The following is a 22,272-nucleotide window of genomic DNA, read 5'->3' as shown; positions in this document are numbered from 1 at the left end:
GAAGCCGACAAGCTGCGGCGCGCGATGGCGACATTCAAGCGCGTCGGCACCATCGGCAAGTTTCAGGAAAAGATGGTCGAGGGCATGGTGGCGAAGGGCTATGACCGCGACTTCGCCGAACGCTGCTTCGAGCAGATCAAGGGCTTCGGCGAATACGGCTTTCCGGAAAGCCACGCCGCGAGCTTCGCCAATCTGGTCTACGCCTCGGCTTATCTGAAATGCCATTACCCCGACGTGTTCGCGGCGGCTTTGCTCAACAGCCAGCCGATGGGGTTCTACGCGCCGGCGCAGATCGTGCGCGATGCGCAGGAGCATGGCGTCGCGGTGCGCGACGTGGACATCAACGCTTCGGACTGGGACTGCACGCTGGAGCCATTGGACACGCCGGAGCCACTGGAAATGTCCGCTCATGCTCGCGAAGGCGAGCGGATAGAAAATCGCGAAGACGAACGTGGAGAGATCGCGAACGCCAGGGCTTCACGTGGAGCGAACGCTTCTTCCCTCCCCCCGCGAAGCGGTGGGGAGGGAAAAAGACAGCACGCTTTCAACGGGAGGGAGCGCGCCGCGCATGCGAAAATCCACCCTCGTCACATGGAGATGAAAGACGACATCCGCAGCACCCACGCCATCCGCCTTGGTTTTCGCCAGGTCAGCGGTCTGTCGGAAGACGATGGCCGGGTCATCGCGGCGAAACGCGGCGCGGGATACGACTCGATCCGCGATCTGTGGTTGCGCACGGGTCTGCGTCCTGCCGTACTGGAGAAGCTTGCCAATGCCGACGCCTTCCGCTCGCTCGGCCTCAGTCGCCGCGATGCGTTATGGGCGATCCGCGCGCTGCAACGCTCCGGCGACAAGGACGATCTGCCGCTCTTTGCGCGAGTCGCGATGCCGGAGATGGAACCCGATGTCGCGCTGCCGCCGATGCTGCCGGGCGAACAGGTCGTGGAGGATTACCGGCACCTGAAGCTGTCGCTGCGCCAGCATCCGGTGTCTTTCCTGCGGCGCGATCTCGATTCACGCGGGATTCTTCCCAACGACGCGCTCACCCGAACACCGTCGGGGCGCAATGTCACCATCGCCGGCGTCGTGCTGATCCGTCAGCGTCCGGGCACCGCCAAGGGCGTGATCTTCATGACGCTGGAGGACGAGACCGGCATCGCCAACACCATCGTATGGCCGAAGGTGTTCGAGACCTTCCGCCCCGTGGTGCTGGGCGCGCGCCTCGTCAGCGTCACCGGCCGATTGCAGAACGAGAAAGGCGTGATCCATGTCGTCGCCGAGCAGATCGACGATCTGACGCCGCTGTTACGCCGGCTCTCCGAACATGGCGCCGACATCGAGTCGCTCGCCCGCTGCGACGAGGTGAAGCGTCCCGACCCCGGCACCCGCTCCGCCAAGAATCAGGCGAGAGCCGCCGCCAGCAATCAGCTCAAGGGCGCGCATCCGCGGCGCGGCGACGCGCTGGTGCGCCTCCTGCGCGAACAGCCGGATCTGGCCGACGAATTGATGGCGACCCACAAGGTGATGCCGAAGGGCCGGAATTTTCATTGAGGTCATGCCGGGGCGCGCCGCCTCCTGTGCAGGCCCCCGGAATGGCAACGAGAAGCACCATTTGACACGCACCCGTCGGCTGCGGCATCGAATGCCGGCTTTTGAAACCGGGGGCAGGCGTGGGCGACTTCGTCAACAAGCGGCATTTCACTATCGACTGGGCCTATTGCGACCCGGCCGGCATCGTCTTCAACAGCCGCTTTTTCGAGTTCTTCGATACCTCCAGCTGGCACCTGTTCGAGGCCGCGCTCGGGGTGAAGCCGCAGGACATGGCCAAGACCTTCGAGATCCTCGGCGTGCCGCTGGTCGACGCCCGAGCGAAATTCATGGTGCCGGCGAAGTTCGGCGACGTGGTCGAGATGCATTCCTGGGTCGGCGAGTTCCGCCGCTCCAGCTTCAACGTCTGTCACCGGATTTTCGTCGACGGACAACTCGCGGTGGATGGCTCCGAGACCCGCGTCTGGGCCGCGCTGGATGACAAGGGCCAGCTCAAGACGATGCCGATCCCGGACCACGTGATCGCGAAATTCAAGACGCCCTGAGCCTTCGCGTTTCCTAGAGCGGACCAGGCCGCCGGCGCGGATTGAAAACCGCGCTCCGGCCGCGTTCGCGCGCCCGTCCGTGGCCAAAGCGCTTCCGAACAATGGACCAGCGATTCCCGGTTCCGGCTCTTCGGATTGCATAGTTGGAGGCCAAACTATTAGACTGCAACGATTCAAAAAAATGGCGAGCCGGAACCACCGGCCGTTACGGGAAACGCAAGGATGCCGAGACTCCTCGAACTCGTGCTCAACGACCGCAAGCGCGTGGATGCGGTCCCCGATAATCTGCTGCTGCTGGATTATCTGCGCGAAGTCACCGGCCTCACCGGCACCAAGACTGGCTGCGACGGCGGCGAATGCGGCGCCTGCACGGTGCTGGTCGACGACAAACCGGTCCTGTCCTGCCTCACCTTCGCGGCCAGTGTGGCCGGCTGCAAAATAGACACCGTGGAATCGCTCGGCCGGGACGGCCAGCTCTCTGCCGTCCAGCGCGGCTTTCACGAGAAGCTCGGTTCGCAATGCGGCTATTGCACACCCGGCTTCATCATGGCGACGGTCGGGCTGTTGCGCAGCAACCCCAATCCGACCGACCACGACATTCTCGACGCCCTCGGCGGCAACATCTGCCGCTGCACCGGCTATGTGAAGATCATCGAGGCTGTGAAATACGCGGCCGGCCTGCAGGCGCAGGGAGTCGCGCCATGAACAAGCCCGTTCCGATGCAGGACGTCGTGCCTGCGCACAATATCGGTGACTATGTCCCGCTGGTCGATGGACCGGAAAAGGTCTCCGGCCGCGCCAAATACACCGCCGACATTCTCAGCCCCAACATGCTCGCGGGCCGCATCTATCGCAGCCCCTATGCGCATGCCGAGATTCTCGACGTCGACATCTCCGAGGCCTTGAAGCTGCCGGGCGTCAAGGCGATCGTCACCGGCGCCGATTGCGACAAGACCTTCGGAGTCCTGCCGATCGCGCGCAGCGAACATCCGCTGGCGCGCGGCAAGGTGCGCTATCGCGGCGAGCCGGTCGCGGCCGTTGCCGCCGTCGACGATGCGACCGCGCGCGAAGCGATCCGCCGCATCAAGATGACGGTGCGGGAATTGCCGGCCTATTTCACATCGCAGGCGGCGATGGCGCCGGACGCCGTGCAATTGCACGACAAGAGGCCCGGCAATCTCGAACGCGACGTGTTCTTCGAACTCGGCAATGTCGACAATGCGTTCGCCGACGCCGACCTCGTGAGCGAGGGCGTCTACAATTGCCCGGAAGTCTGCCAGGTGCAGATGGAGATGCATGCCGCCATCGCCGACTACGACGCGGTGCGCGACCGCATCACCGTGCATGCCTCGACGCAGGTGCCGTATTACGTACACCTGATGCTGTCCGACATTCTCGACATGGACATGTCGCGCATCCGCGTGATCAAGCCGCATGTCGGCGGCGGCTTCGGCTGCCGCACCGAGACGCTGAATGTCGAGCTCATCACGGCGCTCTTGGCGCGCAAGGCGGGCGGCGCGGTGCGTACCGTGGTCAATCGCGAGGAGACATTCATCACCCATCGCGGACGGCCGGAAACCGACGTCAGGCTGAAGATCGGCATGAAGAAGGACGGCCGCATTACCGGCGTCGAATGCGAGGCGATCCAGCGCGGCGGCGCGCATTCCGGCTATGGCGTGGTGACGATCCTCTACGCCGGCTCGATGCTCTACGCGATCTACGATCTCAAGAACGTCAAATATATCGGCAAGCGCGTCTTGACGAACACGCCGCCCTGCGGCGCGTTTCGCGGGCACGGCACCGTCGATGTGCGTTTTGCGTTCGAAAGCCTGCTCGATCAGATGGCGCACGAGATGGGCATCGATCCGTTCGCGGTGCGGCGCGCCAATCTCCTGGAGGCGCCGACCTTCACCGACAACGACCTGATGGTGAATTCCTACGGCCTGCCCGAATGCCTCGACATCGTCGAAAAGGCGAGCGGCTGGAACGAGCGCAAGGGCAAGCTGCCAGGCACCGGCAGCTTGAAAAAAGGCCTCGGCATGGCCTGCTCGCACTATATCTCCGGCGCCTCGAAGCCGGTGAACTGGACCGGCGAGCCGCATGCCACCGTGAAGATCAAGGTCGATTTCGACGGCTCGCTGGTCGTGATGTCGGGCGCCGCGGATATCGGGCAGGGCTCATCCACCATTCTCGTCCAGGCGGTCGCCGAGGTGCTCGGCCTCGACATGTCGCGCGTGCGCGTCGTGACCGGCGACAGCGAAGTCGTGCCGAAGGACAACGGCTCGTATTCCTCGCGCGTCACCTTCATGGTCGGCAATGCGGCGATCGACGCGGCGCGCAATCTCAAGGCGCTGTTCATCAAGGCCGCGGCGCGCAAGCTCGATGCGCGTCCGGAGGACATCGAATGCCTCGGCGAGATCTATCGCGCCGGCGCGCAGGACAAGGGCGCAACCTTCGAAGAAGTCGTGATGGAAGCCCTGAAGGATTCCGGCACGATCACCGTCACCGGGAATTACTCCACCATCCCTGAATCGCATGGCGGCAAGAAATATCGCGGGTCCGCGATCGGCGGCACCATGGGCTACAGCTATTCGGCACAGGTGGTCGAAGTGACGGTCGACGAGGAGACCGGTGTTGTCACCGTCGACAATGTGTGGGTGGCGCATGATTGCGGCAAGGCCCTCAACCGCCTGAGCGTCGAGGGTCAGGTGCAGGGCTCGGTCTGGATGGGCATGGGCCAGGCGATGAGCGAGGAGACCGGCTATCACGACGGCCTGCTCGTCACCGCCAATATGCTGGATTATCGCGTACCCACCATTCAGGACTCGCCGCCGATCGAAACCTACATCGTCGAGAGCAACGATCCGCACGGGCCGTTCGGCGCGAAGGAAGCCGGCGAAGGCTCGCTCGCCGCATTTCTTCCGGCGCTGACCAACGCCATCCACGACGCCATTGGCATCCGCTTCAACGATCTGCCGGTGACGCCGGACCGCGTCTACGAGGCGATCGAGAAGAAGAAGCGCGCAAAGGCGCGCGGCAAGACGAACGGGAGCGCGTCATGAAGGGCGCGCAACCGGCTTTCCTCCGCTCGTTCCCGGGCAGGCGGAGACCCAGGCCTTCAGGACTGGATGCCCGCCTCCGCGGGCATGAGCGGATTATGTGGCAGCTGCACGGATTCAACTGAATGGACGCGCTTCCGCAATTCGATCTCATCCGTCCGAAAACACTCGACGAGGCGCTGAAGGCGCGCGCCGCCCATCCCGATGCGAAGCCGCTCGGTGGCGGCACCGATCTGACCGTCAACATCCGCCGCGGCATCGTTGCGCCGGCGATGCTGATCGAGATGAACGATGTCGCCGAGTTGCGCACGATCCAGGCCGATGCAAACGGCATCGAAGTGGGCGCATCGGTGACGCTCGCCGAATTGTCGGCGCACCCGGCCGTGCGCGCGCATTATCCGATGATCGCGGAGGCCGCGCACCAGATCGCGGGCCCGACCCATCGCATCATGGGCACGGTCGGCGGCAATCTCTGTCTCGATACGCGCTGCATCTATTACAATCAGAGCGAATGGTGGCGCGACGCCAACAATCACTGCCTCAAGACCACCGGGACCATGTGTCATGTCGCGCCGAAGAGCCGCGGCGTGTGCTTTGCCACTTTCAGCGGCGATCTCGCGCCGGCCTTTCTCACGCTCGGCGCCGAGGTCGATCTCGCCGGCCCGCAGGGCCGCCGCACCCTGCCGCTCAATTCCATCTATATCGGCTTTGCGCGGCAGGACGTGCCGGTCACCGAGACGCAAGGCGACGGCAAGTTCTTTCTGGCGCTGCGGCGCGGCGAGATCGTCACCGCCGTGCGCGCAACGAATACACCCGGCCTGCGCTCGGCCTATGACAAGATCCGCATCCGCCGGTCGATCGAATATCCAGTGGCGGGCGTCGCGGTGGCGCTCAAGCGCGAGGGCGACGTGCTCACCGATCTGCGCGTTGCGTTCACCGGGACCAATCCGCGGCCGGTGCTGCTGACCGGAACGCAGGACCTGTGCGGCAAGCCACTCGATGAGGCGTTTTACAAAGACCTCGACGATCTCGTGCGCGACCAGGTGATGGCGATGAAGACGACCTTCACACCGGGCCATTATCGCCGTCGGGTCGCCTCGGTCCTCGCCCGCCGGCTGGTGACGAAACTGTTCGAGCAGCCCTAGAGCACATTCAGCTTCACAGAAGCAGCCGCTCTCTCCAGCTGTCATCGCCCGCGAAAGCGGGCGATCCAGTCAACACAACGGCTTCAAAAGTTTGCTTATGCCTCGCCTTCGCGGGCATGACAGAAGAATGGACGACGCGTTTCCGACCTGGACCGAAATCGCTCGTCATCTTGCAAGCCGGCGCAGCCACGCCATGGCGCGTTGCGCCCAGGGCTTCTCATCCTCGTCCGCAAGCTGCAGACCGACCGTCAGCACCTGTCCATCCTTCACGCGATGCACGACGAGCACGACCTCGCCAAGGCGCTGCTTGTCGCCCGACTGCGGAACACGACCAAGCCGCTCGCCGAACAGGTCTGCCACCGTAATCAGCTGCTGCGCAGGCTCGACCGAGATGCCGTAGATCTCCGCGATAGAGCCAAGCGTCGTGTCGCCGCCGATGAAGAAGTCGCCCATGAGCTCCGGATCGGGAGACGATGGCGGCGGCAGGTTGGCGAAGAAGCGATCGAGTGACGACGCCTTTTCCTGCGGCGCGAGAAGATAGACATGATCTCCCTCATGCAGGCCGCGCGCTTCTTCCGGCGTCATCACCTTCTCGTCGCGAACCACCAGCGCGATCTTCGCCCATGACGGGATGATGCCCCCGCGCAGATACGGGCTGCCCGACGTCACCGGATAGCCGACCAGTTCCTGCGCGCGCTGACCGGGCAGATCGAGCTCGATGCGGGCCTGGAATGCGTCGGGACGTTTTTTCGCGATCCGCAGCCAGCGCGCAGCCGGCGCGATGGTCCAGCCCTGCACCAGCAGCGACACGATCACGACGATAAAGCCGACGTCGAAATAGACCTGGGAATTCTTCAGTCCGACCAGAAGCGGCATCGAGGCGAGAAAGAAGCCGACCGCGCCGCGCAGGCCGACCCATGAGATGAACAGCTTCTCCCGCACGGAGAAACGGTACGGCAGCAGCGACACAAAGACGCCGACCGGACGCGCCACGAGCATCAGGACGACTGCGATCCCGATCGCAGGCAACAATTGACCGGGAAAGCGCTCGGGCCAGGCCAGCAATCCGAACAGCACGAACATCGCGATCTGTGCGAGCCAGGTTGCGGCATCCAGAAAGGTGCCGATTGCCGTGCGCGCCCGCATCACGCGGTTGCCGACGATGAGGCCGGCCAGATGGACGGCCAGAAATCCGGACGCATGGATCGACTGGCAGAGCCCGAAGGTCACGATCGCGCCGGTGGCCACAAAAGGCGCGTGAAGGCCCTGTGGCAATTCCACGCGATTGAGCGTCGCGACGATGGCGATGCCGCCGAGAACGCCGATCATCGTGCCGAGCGCCGCTTCGCGCACCAGCACGAGAAGGATTTCCAGCGCCGGCTTTTGCCCCTGCAGCAGGATTTCCACCAGCACGATGGTGAGAAAGACCGCGAACGGATCGTTGGTGCCGGATTCGACTTCGATGGTTGCCGCCACGCGCGGACGCAGCCGCAATCCGCGTGCATGCATCAGGAAGAACACGGCCGCCGCGTCGGTCGAGGCGACCGCGGCGCCCATCAGCAATCCTTCGAGCCAGCTCAGGTTGAAGAGATAGACCGCCGCGGGCGCGACGATGCCGGAGGTGATGAGCACACCGAGGGTAGCGAGCGTGCCGGCCGGCGCGAGCACATTCTGGAAGGTTGCAAATTTGGTTCGCAGACCGCCGTCAAACAGGATCAGGGCAAGCGCGATCGAGCCCACCATGAAGGCCAGCCGCACATCCTCGAACTGGATGCCGCCCGGCCCGGATTCGCCGGCCAGCATGCCGACGACGATGAAGATGAGCAGCAGCGGGGCGCCGAAGCGGAGCGCGACAAGGCTCGACAGGATGCCGGCCATCGCCAGCAGAGCCCCCAGCAGGATAGCGATATTGATGCCGTCGAGTGCGCTCATGGGCCTCCAGGTGAGAGGCACATAGGAGGGCGCGCGCGTCGCCCGCGCAACAAAAAATCGTGGACGCGTCGCCGATTTTCTTCGACCGGCCGGCCGTACGGCGGTTCGATCAGGCGAGCTGAGGCGACGGCTCGACGCTCTCGAGGATCGGGCCGTCGAAATCGGCCCCGGCTTCCGCGGAGAGCTTCGGAAGCCCGGCGATCATGGCCTTGGCGATTTCGTGCTCGCCCATGATCACCTCGGTCGCCCCGTTCTTCATGAGATAGGCGGTCTCCTCTTCCGAATGCGACCGGGCGATGATCTTCAGCGACGGATTGGTCTTGCGCCCGAACTGCACCGCGAAGCCGCCCTCGAACGCGTCCGGCACGGCGACGAGGAGGCAGCGCGCCGCAGCGAGGTTCGTGGCGGCCAGCACTTCCTTTTCCAGAGTGTTGCCGCGGATCGTCGCGACGCCGTCCGCCTTGAGGCGCGCCAGCGCGTTGCCGTCGGTATCGACCACCAGCAGCGGAAAGCCCATTTCGATCACACGGGGCGCGACGAACCGGCCCACCCGGCCATAGCCGATCAGCACCACATGATCGGTGAGCGTCGTCTGCGGGATCGGTTCTCGCGCGGCGCGCTTGCGGGTCTCCGGCTCCTCCTTGGGCTTCTTCTTCTCCTTGGCGAGATAGCGATCCAGCATCGCAAAGAAGATGGGGTTGAGCAGGATCGACAGGATGGCGCCCGCGAGGATCAGGTCGCGCGCACTCTGCGGCAGCAGCGCCAATGACACGCCAAGTCCAGCGAGGATGAAGGAAAATTCGCCGATCTGCGCCAGACTCGCCGAAATGGTGACCGCGGTCGACGGCGGGTAGCGGAACAGCCGCACGATGAAATAGGCCGCGACCGATTTGCCGAGCACGATGATCAGCAGCGTCGCCAGTACCGGCAGCGGCTGGCGCCACAGGATCGCGGGGTCGACGAGCATGCCGACCGAGACGAAGAACAGCACCGCGAAGGCGTCGCGCAGCGGCAGCGTCTCCTGCGCCGCCCGCTGCGACAATTCGGATTCGGCGAGAATCATGCCGGCGAAGAAGGCCCCGAGCGCGAAGGAGACATCGAACAGCACCGCCGAGCCGAACGCGACTCCGAGCGCGATGGCGAGGACGGCGAGCCGGAAGAGTTCGCGGGAGCCGGTATGGGCGATCCAGTGCATGATCCACGGAATTACCCGCCGGCCGATAATGAGCATCACGAACACGAAGGCAGACACCTTGGCGAGGGTGATCCCGAGCGGCCACAGCAGCTCGTTCAGGCCAAGTTCTCCGTTCGATCCGCTCTTGAGCGTGTCGGCGAGCACCGGCAGCAGCACCAGAGCCAGCACCATCGCGATGTCTTCGACGATCAGCCACCCGACCGCGATTCGGCCCCGCTCGGTCTCGACCAGCCGCCGCTCCTGCAGGGCGCGCAGCAGCACCACGGTGGAGGCGACCGACAACGCGAGGCCGAACACGAGGCCGGCCGCCACCGGCCAGCCGAGCAGGTAGGCGAGCCCCATTCCGAGCAGAGTCGCGACCGCGATCTGCGCGATCGCGCCGGGGATCGCGATCCCCTTCACCTTCAGAAGTTCATCAAGCGAGAAATGCAGACCGACGCCGAACATCAGCAGAATGACGCCAATTTCTGCGAGCTGGTCTGCGATCTTCTGGTCGGCGACGTAGCCGGGCGTGAAGGGTCCGATGACAATCCCGGCGAGAAGGTAGCCAACCAGTGGGGAAATACGCAGGCGCTGGGCCAGTGCGCCGAGGCCAAAGGCAAGAACCAGGCCCATGACCAGGGTGGAAATCAGCGGCGTATCATGATGCATCCGCTTTTCTTAACCGCTCGACCGCCGACGACACAATGCGACGATCCGCCATCGGCGCACATGCGCCTGCGGCCCTGTTGTTTGAGACGCGGGCGCGTCTTGAGCGCGGATCGCCTGTCCCGGCCATGAAGCGGCGGGAGGCGCCAGGGCGTTTGCGAACGCCCCTGGCCGAGCCTTGCGATCGGCCCGGCCGCGCGCCTCAGAACATGAACCGGTGCACACGGCTCATCTCCGGAGGCGCGCGAGCCCTTGGCGCAAGGGCTCGACGCCTCCCGGCGCTTCACATCCGGCGTCTATCGGAAAATAGGAATAAAGTCAAGACAGGAAGCCATCGGGGCGATGCATCCGGAGCGCCGCCGGGGGCGCTCCGGGACGAGTCAGCCGAGACTAGAACGCGACCTTGTCGCCGCCCTTGAGCGAGAGGATCTCGCGAGCGTCATCCGGCGTCGCGATTTCGAGGCCGAGGCCTTCCAGGATCTTGCGGACCTGCGTCACCTGCTCGGCATTGCTTTTCGCGAGCTGGCCGGGTCCGACCCAGAGCGAGTCCTCGAGGCCGACGCGGACATTGCCGCCCATCGCCGCTGCGATCGCAGCGACCCGCATCTGGTTCGCGCCGGCGCCCAGCACCGACCAGTGGTAATTGTCGCCCAGAAGGCGGTCGGCGGTGCGGCGCATCTGCAGCACGTCCTCCGGATGCGCGCCGATGCCGCCGAGAATGCCGAACACCGATTGCACGAAGATCGGCGGCTTGATCACGCCGCGGTCGAGGAAATGCTTCAGCGTGTAGAGATGGCCGATGTCGTAGCACTCGACCTCGAAGCGGGTGCCGTTCTCGGCGCAGGTGGTGAGAATGTATTCGATGTCCGCGAAGGTGTTCTTGAACATGCCCTTGCGCGATCCTTCGAGATACGGCTCCTCCCAGTCGTGCTTGAACTTGCCCTTGTAGCGCGGGATCATCGGGTACAGCCCGAAATTCATCGTGCCCATGTTGAGCGAGGCGACCTCCGGCTTGAAGGTCGCGGCGGGACGCACGCGCTCCTCGATTGCCATGGTCGGCGCGCCGCCGGTGGTGATGTTCACCACCACATTGGAGCGCTGCTTGATCACCTTCAGGAACGGGGCGAAGGCCTCCGGAGTCTGGTCCGGCCGTCCGTCCTGCGGATTGCGCGCATGCAGATGAACGATGGCTGCGCCGGCCTCGGCCGCGCCGATGGCGGCATCGGCGATCTCCTCGGCCGTGACCGGGAGATGCGGAGACATCGACGGCGTGTGGATCGAGCCGGTGACAGCACAGGTAATAATGACTTTACGGCCTTTCGCCATGGTTCCTTCCCCGGGACTTTGTCTGCAACGATGGGCCGGGATTGAGCGCATCGCGTCGCGCTTTCGTCAAGCATCAAGCCGCGTGCAGGCGCTCCAGCAATCGCGCAACATCGCCCGTATTGTGGTACAGGCCGAACCCGACGCGCAGCCGCGTGTCTCGCACATCCACGACGATGTTGGCGGCCTTGAGCCGCGCTTGCCATTGCGCCGCATCCGGATGCTCGAAGGTGAGGAAATTGCCGCGCGACTTCTCATGGGCCGCGACGACCAGATTCGCCGGATCGAACAGGCCGACGGGGCGCTCCGAAATGCCGGCGATGAATATCTCCTGCAGCTCCATCGCATGGGCGTGAATCGCAGCGGCGTCGAGACCAAGCCGCGCCATCCAGTCCAGCGCAGCACGCATGCGATAGAGGCCGCTCGGGTCGAAGGTCGCGCCCATGAAGCGCTGGCCGTCGGTCGCGTAGCGCACGCGATCCTGCGGGCCCTGTAAGGTTGCGAAGCTTGCATACCAGCCGGTGTTGCGCGGTCGCGGCGCGAATCCGGGCGGGCAATGCATGAAGCAGGCGCCCTCGCCCGCCATCGCATATTTGTAGCCGCCGGCGAGGTAGAAGGCGCGATCCGCGATGCGGGACAGGTCGACAGGGATCGCGAGAAAGGCGTGATAGCCGTCGATCACCGTGAGGCGGCCGGGCGCGGCCACCGCATCGACCAGCGCATCGAGATCGGGCAGCGCGTAGCCCGAGTTGAAGAACACATGGCTGACGAACACCATGTCGGGCGCATGCGCCTTCACCGCCGCGATGAGCCGCGCCGGCAATGTGGCCAACGGCTCGGCCGCCACGATGACGAGTTCTATCAGCCTGTCCTCGGCGAGCCGCTCGGTTTGCCGCTTGAAGGAATGAAACTCGCTGTCGGTGGTGACGATCACCGGCGTGCGATCGAGCGGCAGCGCCGAGATCAGCCGGTTGACAAATTCATGGGTGTTGCCCGCCGAGACAAGCGTCGCCGGATCGGGCAAACGCAAATGCCACGCGACGCTGCGGGCGACAGCGGGCCAGACCTCGCCCAGCACATGCGACCATTTTTCGTCGACGAGCCGCGCGGCATCGTCCCAGACCTGAAGCTGTGCGGCGCGCGTCGCATCCGGCCAATAGGCATGGCTGTGCGCGGCAAAGTGCAGCCGGTCGGGATCGGCATTGCGAAAGCGCGAGAATTCGGCAGTCAGGTCGAGCGGCATGGCAACTGCAATCTCTATGTCGTCACTTCGGGCCGCCGGGGCAGCGGCGCATCCTTAACGCTTCGCATGTCGCCCGGAATGGCGAATTACATCATGCGCCCAGGGATTCCGGCTTTCGCGGGATTAAGCGGACGGTTACGTTGGTCGAAGGAATGGACCAAATTTCGACGCGAACCGCAAACTGAAGAAAGTCAGTCCCGTGGCCACAAATGACAATCCGCCGCCAAGCCGGATCGGCGACGACATCCATGTCGATCTTGCCGGCCGGATGACCTACGGCGACTATCTGCAGCTCGACACGCTTCTCGCCGCCAAGAAGCCGCTGACCGACAAGCACGACGAGCACCTGTTCATTGCCATCCATCACGTCCAGGAAATCTGGCTGAACCTGATGGCGCACGAGCTCGACACCGCGATCGATTTCGTGCTGCGCGATCAGCTTCCGCCCTCGTTCAAGTCCACGGCGCGGATGACGCGCATCCTCGAACAGATGATCAATGCCTGGAACGTGTTGTCGACGATGACGCCGTCCGATTATCTGGAGTTCCGCAGCGCGCTCGGTCAGTCGTCGGGCTTCCAGTCCTTCCAGTACCGGATGGTCGAATTCAGGCTCGGCGCCAAGGACCCCAAGATGCTGCTGCCGCATCGGCATAACAGCGTCAATTACGAGAAGTTGAAGGCGGCGCTGGAAGCTCCCAGTCTCTACGATGCATCGCTGATGTTGCTGCGCCGCCGCGGCTTCGACATCCCCGAGTCCGTCATCGCGCGCGACTTCGCCGTCCGGCACGTCTTCAGCGAAGCGGTGCGCGACGCGTGGCTCGCGGTCTATCGCGACTCACGGAAATATTTCGATCTCTATGAACTCGCCGAGGAACTCGTCGACCTGGAAGACTGGTTCCAGCAATGGCGCTTCCGCCACATGAAGACGGTCGAGCGCATCATTGGCTACAAGCGCGGCACCGGCGGCTCGAGCGGCGTGGCCTTCCTTAGATCCGCGCTCGATCATTCGTTCTTTCCCGAATTATGGGCAGTGCGAACCGAGCTGTGAGATCCTGCCGGCGGCCGTTAGGCGATTGTTGACCATAACGACGGGTTTCCGTCCGTCCCTTAAGTCGCCGCAAAGTGATCGTTGTTCTGATGCCCGCGGGATTGAGTGGGGTGGCGTATGCGTTTGCGTGCTGGAGTGTTGGCGGGCCGGTCGGGCTTGCGGCGCACGGCTGCGCTCGCGTTGTGCGCGATGCTGGTCACCGCCTGCGCCTCGGTGTCCCGCATTCCCTATACCCAGCAGGAACAGGAAGCCGCCATCGTCCCCGGCATCCCGGAAGCGCGCGTCTTCGCCGATGACCCGTCCATCGCGCGGCGTCCGCTGATCGATCCGCGCGCACGCGAGACGCCCGTTATCCTCGCCCTGTCCGGCGGCGGCGCGGACGGCGCGTTCGGCGCAGGGCTTCTCAATGGCTGGACGGAGCGCGGAGACCGGCCGAAATTCACCGTCGTCACCGGAGCCAGCGCGGGCGCCCTGATCGCACCTTTCGCCTTTCTCGGCTCACAATACGACAGCGTGCTCGCCGAGGTGTTTTCCAGCGGCGCGTTCGAAGGCTTCCTGAAATTTCAGGGCCTCCGCGGCCTGTTCGGGACCAGCCTGTTCGAGGCCGGACCCTTGCGGCAACTCATCGCCAAGCACGTAACCCCCGATATCATCGAGGCGGTGGCGCGCGAGTATCGCGCCGGACGCAGGCTCTACATCGTCAGCACGCAGCTCGACGCGCAGCGCACCGCGATCTGGGACATGGGCGCCATCGCGTCGAGCCGCGATCCACGGGCGCCGGAACTGTTCCGGCAGGTGATCGAAGCGTCCGCGAGCATTCCGGGAATCTTTTCGCCGGTGCTGATCGACGTCGAAGCGCATGGCAAACGTTTCCAGGAAATGCATGTCGATGGCGGCATCATCACCAATCTCCTTCTGGTGCCGGAGGCCATGCTGGTGGCCAACCGGCCGATCGTGCCGTCCGGGGTGCGCCCGCGCATCTATGTCATCCTGAACAGCAAGCTCGGCCCCTATTTCGACGTCGTGCCGGCCAACACGGTGCGCGTCGCGATCAGGTCGTTCGAGACATCGGTGCGCGCGAACACACGCAATACGCTGCTCGCCTCCTACGAATTCATCCGCCGCCGAAACTGGACGATGACGCTCGCCGCAATTGACGAAGCCTATCCGTCGCAGACCTCAGCGGGCTTCGACACCGCCTACATGAAGGGGTTGTTCGATTTCGGCGTGGAACAGGGCCGCACCGGCGCGGCGTGGCGGCGCGGTCCCGGCTCGGATACGCCGCCGGTCGCGCGCAACCCGCGCATAGCGGCGCAGTGATGGCGTGGTCCTCACCTCTCCCGCCTGCCGGGTGAGGTCGAGAGCGTGCCCCAGGTGATCCGTTCGTCCCCGCGAAAGCGGGGACCCGGAGTAAGGAAGACTGGATTCCCGCTTACGCGGGAATGAACGGAGTGTGTTACTTCCTCACGGCGGCGAGGAAATCGAAGTCGCAGCCTTCGTCCGCCTGCTGCACATGCTCGCGATAGAGCTTCGCGTAGCCGCGCTGCGCCTCCGCCGGCACCGGCGGCGCTGTCCAGGTCCTGCGCCGCGCGTCCAGCTCGGCATCGCTGACCAGCAGTTCGAGGCTGCGGTTTGCCACATCGAGCCTGATCCGATCGCCGGTCTTCACCAGAGCGAGCGGCCCTCCGACCGCCGATTCCGGCGCGACATGCAGCACGATGGTGCCGAAGGCGGTGCCGCTCATGCGCGCATCGGAAATGCGCACCATATCCTTCACGCCCTTCTGCGCGAGCTTCTTCGGGATCGGGATGTACCCCGCCTCGGGCATGCCGGGCGCGCCGACGGGCCCGGCATTGCGCATCACGATCACGTCGTCCTCGGCAATGTCGAGCGCCGGATCGTCGATCCGCGTCGTCATGTCCTCGACCGAATCGAACACCACCGCGCGGCCTTCATGCTGCATCAGCTTGGGTGACGCCGCGGCCTGCTTGATGACCGCGCCGCGCGGCGCAAGATTGCCCCGCAGGATGGCCATGCCGCCCTCTTTCTTCAGCGGTGCATTGCGCGGCTTGATCACCGTCTGGCCCGGGACGTCCTCGAAATCCCTGATGGCGTCGCCGAGCGTGCCGCCCATCACGTGCTTCGCGTCGAGCTTCAGCAGGTCTTTCAGTTCCTGCATCAGCCGCGGCACGCCGCCGGCGTAATGAAAATGCTCCATGTAATGATCGCCGGACGGCTTCAGGTCGACCAGCACCGGCGTCTTCCTGCCGATCTCGTCATACTCTTCGAGCGTCAGCGGCGTGTTCGTGCGGCCGGCGATCGCCGAGAGATGCACGACGCCATTGGTCGAGCCGCCGATCGCCTGCAGCATCACGATGGCGTTGTGGAGTGCGTCCTTCGTGATGATGTCTGACGGCTTCGGCCCCCCGCTCTTCGCGAGCGCTGCGGCCTGCTTGCCGGTGGCTTCCGCGATGCGCACGCGATCGGCATGCGTCGCGGGTATCGTTGCCGCGCCGGGCAGCGTCATGCCCATCGCCTCCATCATGCAGGCGATGGTCGAGGCGGTGCCCATCACGCCGCAGGTGCCGACCGATGGCACGAGGCGCGCATTGGCAACCTCGATGTCTTCCGCCGACATGCGGCCGCCGCGGAATTCACCCCACAGCCGGCGGCAATCGGTGCAGGCGCCGAGCACCTCGCCCTTGAAATGGCCGACCAGCATCGGCCCGACCGGCAGCACGATGGTCGGACGGTCGGCGCTCACTGCGGCCATCACCTGCGCCGGCGTGGTCTTGTCGCAGCCGCCGATCAGCACCACCGCATCCACCGGCAGCGCGCGCATCATTTCCTCGGTGTCCATTGCCATCAGATTGCGCAGGAACATCGAGGTGGGATAGGCGAAGCTTTCGTGGATCGAGACCGTCGGAAATTCCATCGGCATCGCGCCCGCGAGCATCGCGCCGCGCTTCACCGCCTCGATCAGTTGCGGCACGTTGCCGTGGCAGGGATTGAAATCGGAATAGGTGTTAGTGATGCCGATGATCGGACGATCCAGCGCATCGTCCGAATAGCCCATGGCCTTGATGAAGGCCTTGCGCAGGAACAGCGAGAAATCCTTGTCGCCGTAGCTGGTCAGGCCCTTGCGCATTCCCGCGGTCACGGCAGCACTCCCTCTTCTGCCGTTCGCCCCCGCGAAAGCGGCGACCCAGTGTCACGCAATCTGGAGTCCCGCTTGCGCGGGAATGAGCGGCGGATGGGCCTGTGTAGGAACTAAGCCGTGGCGGCGCAATCCTCTTGGCGGGGCACTATTGCAAGACAATTCCGCCCCTTTTCACAGTGTCGGACCACAACTCCGCTTCGGCCCTGAGTCCTGCCGCCCATTGCTCGGGACTTTGTTTCGGGATGCCGAGCCCGAGTGCCTTGTAGCGCGCGATTACGTTCGGCTCCTTGAGCGCCGCCTGCACCGCCTCGCGGATTTTCCTGACGACCGGTTCCGGCGTTCCGGCCGGTGCCGCCATGCCCCACCAGTTCGCACCGGTGAATCCCGGCAGCCCGCTCTCGGCCAGCGTCGGCGTATCCGGCAATTCGGGCAGCCGCTCGTCGCTCGCCACCGCAAGCGCCGTCAGCTTGCCGTCCTTCAGATGGCCGATGCCCGCCGCGTAACCCACGGTGAAGAGCTGGATGTCGTTTTGCAGCAGCGCCATCACGCCCTGCGGCGAACCGCGGAACGGAATGTGCTGCATGTCGAGACCCTTGGTCTGCTTCACGCGCTCGAGCAGCATGTGATTGACGGTGCCCGCAGCGGGCGAGCCGAAATTGACCTTCGCCGGATTGGCCTTCACGTAATCGATGAAAGCCGCGAAGTCCTTGGCCGGGATTGTCGGATTGGAGAACAGCACCAGCGGCACATCCGCGAGCTTCGCTACCGGCGCCAGCGCCGTCAGCGGGTCGATCGGCATCTTCATGGTGTATTGATTGATGACGAAATTGTTGGTCGCCGTCACCACTAGCGTGTAGCCATCCGGCGGCGATTTCGCGACTTCGATGGTGCCGATATTGCCCGCCGCGCCGGGCTTCGCCTCGATGATGAGCTTCTGCCCCAGCATCTCCTCCATCTTCGGCGCCAGCAGTCGCATGATGCCGTCGGAGACGCCGCCCGCCGTATAGGTGAGCACAACCCGGATCGGCTTGTCCGGATAATCCTGCGCATGTCCCGAAGGCGCAGACAGCAACAACAGCAAGCCGGCAGCAGCAAGACGGACGAACCCGATACGACGCATGACCCCTCTCCAATCGTCTCAGTTCATTTTCGACACTACGCCAGTCGTCATCTCCCGGATTTTTCTTCTTCCCCGGCTTGTTGGAATATCCTCTTCCCGACTTCAGAATTTCGGGAACAATTGCTGATCGGCGAGCCAGCGCGACATCTGCAGCCGCTTCTTGCGCGAGCCCGACAGAAAAGCCTGATGCTCCTTCTTGTTGGGCCAGACGTGATCGGGTGTGACCGCCATACGGACCAGGATGTCGTCCTTGGTCACGTTGAACACCATCAGATCCTGTGCAAGCGACAACGGACCCTGCCAGCCGAGCCTCACGTCGCGCTCCATCTCGGCTGCGGTGTCGAAATCGTTGAAGAAATGATAGATGACGGCGTGCCGCGGATTGGTCCTTGCGAAGACATGCCCGACTTCGGACGGCGCGGTATGGGCAATGGTGCCGATGCCTTTCGCCATCCGCTCGTCGTAACCCGACCGCTCCATGAGCTGCGACACCGTGTTGAAAGCCTCATGCACCATGAGGTCGGCGCCCTGCGCATTCTCGACAAAGAATGTGCTTGGCGTGGTGTCGCCGGAAAACACGAAGCACAGGCCGTTCCATTCCAGCCGCAGACTCACCGGCCCGTCATAGATATGGATCGCCGGGAAGCTCTTGATGACGACGCCGTTCTTTTCGTAGATCACGCCGGTCTTTGCGAAATCGAATTCGTGCACTTCGACCTCGGCGCCGGCATCCGGCAACAGACCGAGCCGGGTATCGGTGTCCCACGCGAAGGATTCGACCTGCTTCTCGACGAAGTGCTTCATTCCGTATTTCGGCTCCGGGCCGGACGGGCCGTACATGACGAGCGGCTTCGAACGCCCGCCGGCCCAGCTTCCGATCCAGACCTGCGCGAAATCCCCGACATGGTCGGCATGAAGATGCGTCGCGAAATAGGCGGTGATGTCCTGATGCGGAATTTCGAGCGCGGTGAAATTCACCTGTGAGCCCGAGCCGAAATCCCAGATGAACTTGTCGCCGTTGCCGAGCTCGATCAGCCACGAGGTGTTCGCCTGCGCCTTGCGCACGAACGGACGGCCGGTGCCGAGCGCGATGATGCGCATCTCGTCGGGCGCAAGCTCCTCGGTATTCGGGAAATAGTAATCGCGCTTCGCACTCATGGTCATGCACCTGTCATGAAATGTCATCCAGATCGATTTCCGCCGCCATCGCACGCGTATTCGCCTTGATGCGCCGCAGAAGCCGCATCAGCGTCTCGAATTCCGGCTGCGTGATCCCCTTGTAGACTTCGCGGTAATGCTGCCGCGCCAGCGCCCGCGCCGCCTCGAAGGTCTGCCGTCCTTTCGCCGAGAGACTGACCGACAGCGCACGGCGATCGTCGGGAAGCGGCTCGCGTACCACCAGGCCATCGCGGGCCATGTCGTCGAGCAGCCGGCCGAGACTCGAGCGGTCGAGCACGGTGAGTTGCGCAAGCTCTCCGATCGTCTGCCCGTCCTTGTGGCGGAGCGCCGACAAGGCGCGCCACATCGGCACCGACACGCCGATCTCGCGCAGCGTGCGCGCGAGGTTGAGCTGGTTCTGCCGCTGGATCGCGGCAAAGTAATGCATCGGATAATCGGTGATGCGGTAGGGCTTTTCGACGGCGCGGCGCGATGTTGCGCGGGCGGCTGCATTGCCACGCCTCCGGACGACGGCCGGAGCCGCTGACCGCTCAGGAGCCGGCATCTTCGGTCTCTTGGCCATGCCAGGATACGATACTTGTATAATACTTCGCAGACAATAGCGTGCGCAGGGATCGCGCGGTCTAGCCTCCTGATCGCCCTGTCACGTCCCGTCCTTCTCGGCCGCGACCGCGTTCACAGCGAGACCGGGATTCATCGCGATGGTGTCGGCCGCCTGGTGCAGGCAATCCAGCAAGCGGCGTGCCGCATTCGACAGATCAGGTCCGCGCATGCGCACCACCGAGAGCGCCGCAGCCGTCCGCGGCATCTCGACAGGCACGCGCCGCAACAGGCCGAGCGCTTCGAAATAGGCGGTGATGTCCTCCGACAAGACCCACAGCATGTCGCGTGCATTCATCAGGCTGACATTGGTCTGGATCGACGACGACTCGATCATGCAGCGCGACGGCCGGCGCTTCACGCGGCGGAAGATCCGCTCGATGCCGGCCCGCATCGGCGTGCCCTCCTGCGGCAGGATCCAGTCCTGCTCGACAAGCTTCGACCAGGACACCGCGTTGCTCCGCGCCAGCGGATGCTGAGGTCCGGCGACAATCAGGATGGCCGGATCGTAAAGCTCGTCCATCGCAAAATCGCGATCGACCAACGCGGGTTCGACGCGGCCGACCACGAGATCGAGGCGGCCATCGCGCAGCATCGCGAAATGCTCCTCCATCGCGCCCTCGCGCATCGTGACCACGATGTCGGGCGCCTGATCGAGCAGAAGCTGCAACGCGCGCGGCATCAGCACATAACAGGCGCCGATGCCGGCCCCGACCGCCACCGTGCCGGAGAGGCCGCTTTCGATCGCCTCGATCTCGGCCTGCGCGCGATCGAGATTGCCAACAAGGTTCGCGGCATGCCGGATCAGCGCGCGGCCGGCCGGCGTCGGCCGCAGCGACCGGCCGGCCTTCTCGAACAATTCGACCGCAAGATCCTGACTGAGCGTGCCGAGCAGCTTCGACGCCGCCGGCTGCGACAGCCGCACCTCGCGCGCCGCCGCACTGAGCGTCGGCGCATGCTCCAGCGCGGCGAGCAATTCCAGTTGGCGCAGCCGCACCCGGCGGCGCAGGCTCTGGCCGGATATCCGGGAATAGGGGCGCTTGGAGGACCGTTTCGACATATGTCAACTATGATATGAATTCACGCCGATTATTCATTTGATTGAACAGCATCCATTTTTCAGAATTGCTCCAATTTCCTGCCGGCGAAAGCAGTTAAAGTCCGGGTCTTCGATGGATTCTTCACCCTCCTTTGCCCGTCCCGGACTGAAAATGAAGCAACCTGCCCCGTTTATCGAACGCTTTGGCCTCTGGACTCCCGAGCAGAAGCGGCAGGCCCGCGCGCTGAAAGCGCTCTGCGCCAAGCACAAGCTCAAGCTGATCCGCCTCGTCTGGTCCGACACGCACGGGCACGCCCGCACCAAGGAAGTGACGATCCCGGCTTTCCTGTCGACGCTGACGAACGGCTACAACATCAATGTCGCGACCACGACGCTCGACGCCTCCGGCGCGCGCACCTTCGCCTCGTTCACGCCGGGCGGCGGCATGGGCCTTGAGGAAATGACCGGGTCGCCGAACCTGACCATCGTGCCGGACCCAGCGACATTCCGCGTGCTGCCCTGGGCGCCGGGTCTCGGCTGGGTGATCTGCGACGAATATTTCAATACCGGCATCCCGTTTCACTTCTCGCCGCGCCAGCTCCTGAAGAAGCAGCTCGCGCGACTGAAGCAGCAGAAGTTCGGCCTGACCGTCGGCCTTGAAGTGGAATGGTATCTCCTGCGCCTCGCCGGCGATCCGATCCTGCCGGAAAACACCAACGCCATCGGACTGAAGGGCAAGCCGGTTCGCACCTTCCCGGTCGAAACCGGCTATTCGTATCACTCCGAGTCCAATTTCGACATCATGCAGCCGGTGCTGACCGCGTTGTGCGAGCATTTCGAAGCGATGGACCTGCCGCTGCGTTCGATCGAAAACGAATGGGGACCGGGCCAGCTCGAATGCACCTTTGCGCCGCGGGATGCACTGACCACCGCCGACAACCTGATCCTGTTCCGCAGCGCCACGCGCCAGATCACGCGCCGCATGGGCTATCTTGCAAGCTTCATGGCGCGGCCGGGCCTTGCCGGCTTCTGCGCCAGCGGCTGGCATCTGCATCAATCGCTCAGCGACGCGAGCGGTAAGAAGAACCTGTTCACGCCGAACGGACAGGGCGACCCATTATCGCCCGTCGGCATGCATTATCTCGCCGGACTGCTCGCGAATGCGCAGGCCACGACGCCGTTCACCACGCCGACCATCAACGGCTATCGCCGCTACAAGCCGAACTCCCTCGCGCCCGATCGCGCCACCTGGGCGTATGACCATCGCGGCGTGATGGCGCGCGTGCTTGGCGCGCCGTTCGATCCGGCGACGCGGATCGAAAACCGCATCGGAGAACCGTCCGCCAATCCGTATCTCTACATCGCCGCGCAGATCGTGTCCGGTCTCGACGGCATCGCGAGCAAGCGCGAGCCGGGGCCGCAGGAGCTGAATCCGTACAACTCGGACTATCCGCTGCTGCCGAAGACGCTGCCGGATGCGCTCAAGGC

General features: G+C 64.3%; 17 protein-coding genes. 8 read left to right on the top strand and 9 right to left on the bottom strand.

From position 1 onward, the window contains the following. The 5 genes from VN004_RS19405 to hcrB form a co-directional block, all read left to right on the top strand. The coding region (locus tag VN004_RS19405) for an OB-fold nucleic acid binding domain-containing protein (protein WP_325613621.1) at positions 1-1,551 on the top strand (1,551 nt) is incomplete at its 5' end. Between the two features lie 119 nt (positions 1,552-1,670). Beyond that, positions 1,671-2,093: a thioesterase family protein gene (locus VN004_RS19400; protein WP_325613619.1), complete on the top strand. Its 423-nt coding sequence runs from the start codon at positions 1,671-1,673 to the stop codon at positions 2,091-2,093. Between the two features lie 222 nt (positions 2,094-2,315). Then, on the top strand, positions 2,316-2,798 hold the full coding sequence (locus tag VN004_RS19395) for a (2Fe-2S)-binding protein (protein ID WP_325613616.1): 483 nt from the start codon (positions 2,316-2,318) through the stop codon (positions 2,796-2,798). Next, positions 2,795-5,155: a 4-hydroxybenzoyl-CoA reductase subunit alpha gene (gene hcrA / locus VN004_RS19390; RefSeq protein ID WP_325613613.1), complete on the top strand. Its 2,361-nt coding sequence runs from the start codon at positions 2,795-2,797 to the stop codon at positions 5,153-5,155. Before VN004_RS19395 ends, hcrA begins: the two co-directional genes overlap by 4 nt. A gap of 122 nt (positions 5,156-5,277) precedes the next feature. Beyond that, a complete protein-coding gene (gene hcrB / locus VN004_RS19385) occupies positions 5,278-6,297 on the top strand; it encodes a 4-hydroxybenzoyl-CoA reductase subunit beta (protein WP_325613612.1) in 1,020 nt (339 codons plus the stop codon). A gap of 165 nt (positions 6,298-6,462) precedes the next feature. Here hcrB and VN004_RS19380 read toward each other — a convergent pair whose 3' ends face one another. The 4 genes from VN004_RS19380 to VN004_RS19365 form a co-directional block, all read right to left on the bottom strand. After that, entirely contained in the window at positions 6,463-8,229 is a 1,767-nt protein-coding gene (locus tag VN004_RS19380; protein ID WP_325613610.1) for a potassium/proton antiporter, read from the bottom strand. 109 nt (positions 8,230-8,338) lie between these two features. After that, a complete protein-coding gene (ybaL, locus tag VN004_RS19375) occupies positions 8,339-10,075 on the bottom strand; it encodes a YbaL family putative K(+) efflux transporter (protein ID WP_325613608.1) in 1,737 nt (578 codons plus the stop codon). A 387-nt stretch (positions 10,076-10,462) separates the two neighbouring features. Next, positions 10,463-11,398: a 3-keto-5-aminohexanoate cleavage protein gene (locus VN004_RS19370; protein WP_325613606.1), complete on the bottom strand. Its 936-nt coding sequence runs from the start codon at positions 11,396-11,398 to the stop codon at positions 10,463-10,465. A 73-nt stretch (positions 11,399-11,471) separates the two neighbouring features. Then, positions 11,472-12,638: an aminotransferase class V-fold PLP-dependent enzyme gene (locus VN004_RS19365; protein ID WP_325613604.1), complete on the bottom strand. Its 1,167-nt coding sequence runs from the start codon at positions 12,636-12,638 to the stop codon at positions 11,472-11,474. Between the two features lie 268 nt (positions 12,639-12,906). On the opposite strand from VN004_RS19365, the gene VN004_RS19360 reads away from it, so the two are divergent. Both VN004_RS19360 and VN004_RS19355 read left to right on the top strand, forming a co-directional pair. Further along, positions 12,907-13,686, top strand: coding sequence for a tryptophan 2,3-dioxygenase (locus VN004_RS19360; RefSeq protein WP_325613623.1), 780 nt, complete (start codon positions 12,907-12,909; stop codon positions 13,684-13,686). A gap of 117 nt (positions 13,687-13,803) precedes the next feature. After that, a complete protein-coding gene (locus tag VN004_RS19355) occupies positions 13,804-15,006 on the top strand; it encodes a patatin-like phospholipase family protein (protein ID WP_325613602.1) in 1,203 nt (400 codons plus the stop codon). Between the two features lie 136 nt (positions 15,007-15,142). On the opposite strand, the gene VN004_RS19350 is transcribed toward VN004_RS19355, so the two are convergent. The 5 genes from VN004_RS19350 to VN004_RS19330 all read right to left on the bottom strand — a co-directional run bounded on the left by VN004_RS19350 (position 15,143) and on the right by VN004_RS19330 (position 20,805). Further along, entirely contained in the window at positions 15,143-16,846 is a 1,704-nt protein-coding gene (locus VN004_RS19350; protein ID WP_325613599.1) for an IlvD/Edd family dehydratase, read from the bottom strand. Between the two features lie 145 nt (positions 16,847-16,991). Beyond that, entirely contained in the window at positions 16,992-17,966 is a 975-nt protein-coding gene (locus VN004_RS19345) for a tripartite tricarboxylate transporter substrate binding protein (protein WP_325613597.1), read from the bottom strand. Between the two features lie 102 nt (positions 17,967-18,068). Next, positions 18,069-19,124: a guanitoxin biosynthesis MBL fold metallo-hydrolase GntH gene (gene gntH, locus VN004_RS19340; RefSeq protein ID WP_325613595.1), complete on the bottom strand. Its 1,056-nt coding sequence runs from the start codon at positions 19,122-19,124 to the stop codon at positions 18,069-18,071. A gap of 13 nt (positions 19,125-19,137) precedes the next feature. Further along, positions 19,138-19,707: a MarR family transcriptional regulator gene (locus VN004_RS19335; protein WP_325613592.1), complete on the bottom strand. Its 570-nt coding sequence runs from the start codon at positions 19,705-19,707 to the stop codon at positions 19,138-19,140. An 81-nt stretch (positions 19,708-19,788) separates the two neighbouring features. After that, positions 19,789-20,805 carry a LysR family transcriptional regulator gene (locus VN004_RS19330; RefSeq protein WP_325613590.1) on the bottom strand — a complete coding sequence of 339 codons (1,017 nt, stop codon included), beginning with the start codon at positions 20,803-20,805 and terminating at the stop codon, positions 19,789-19,791. Between the two features lie 151 nt (positions 20,806-20,956). Here VN004_RS19330 and VN004_RS19325 point away from each other — a divergent pair. Continuing rightward, the coding region (locus VN004_RS19325; RefSeq protein ID WP_325613588.1) for a glutamine synthetase family protein at positions 20,957-22,272 on the top strand (1,316 nt) is incomplete at its 3' end.

It is taken from the genome of Pseudorhodoplanes sp. (genome assembly GCF_035565855.1).
Lineage (GTDB): Bacteria > Pseudomonadota > Alphaproteobacteria > Rhizobiales > Xanthobacteraceae > Pseudorhodoplanes.
Note: the sequence above shows the minus strand (reverse complement) of the source record. Positions and strands in the feature narration are given on the sequence as shown.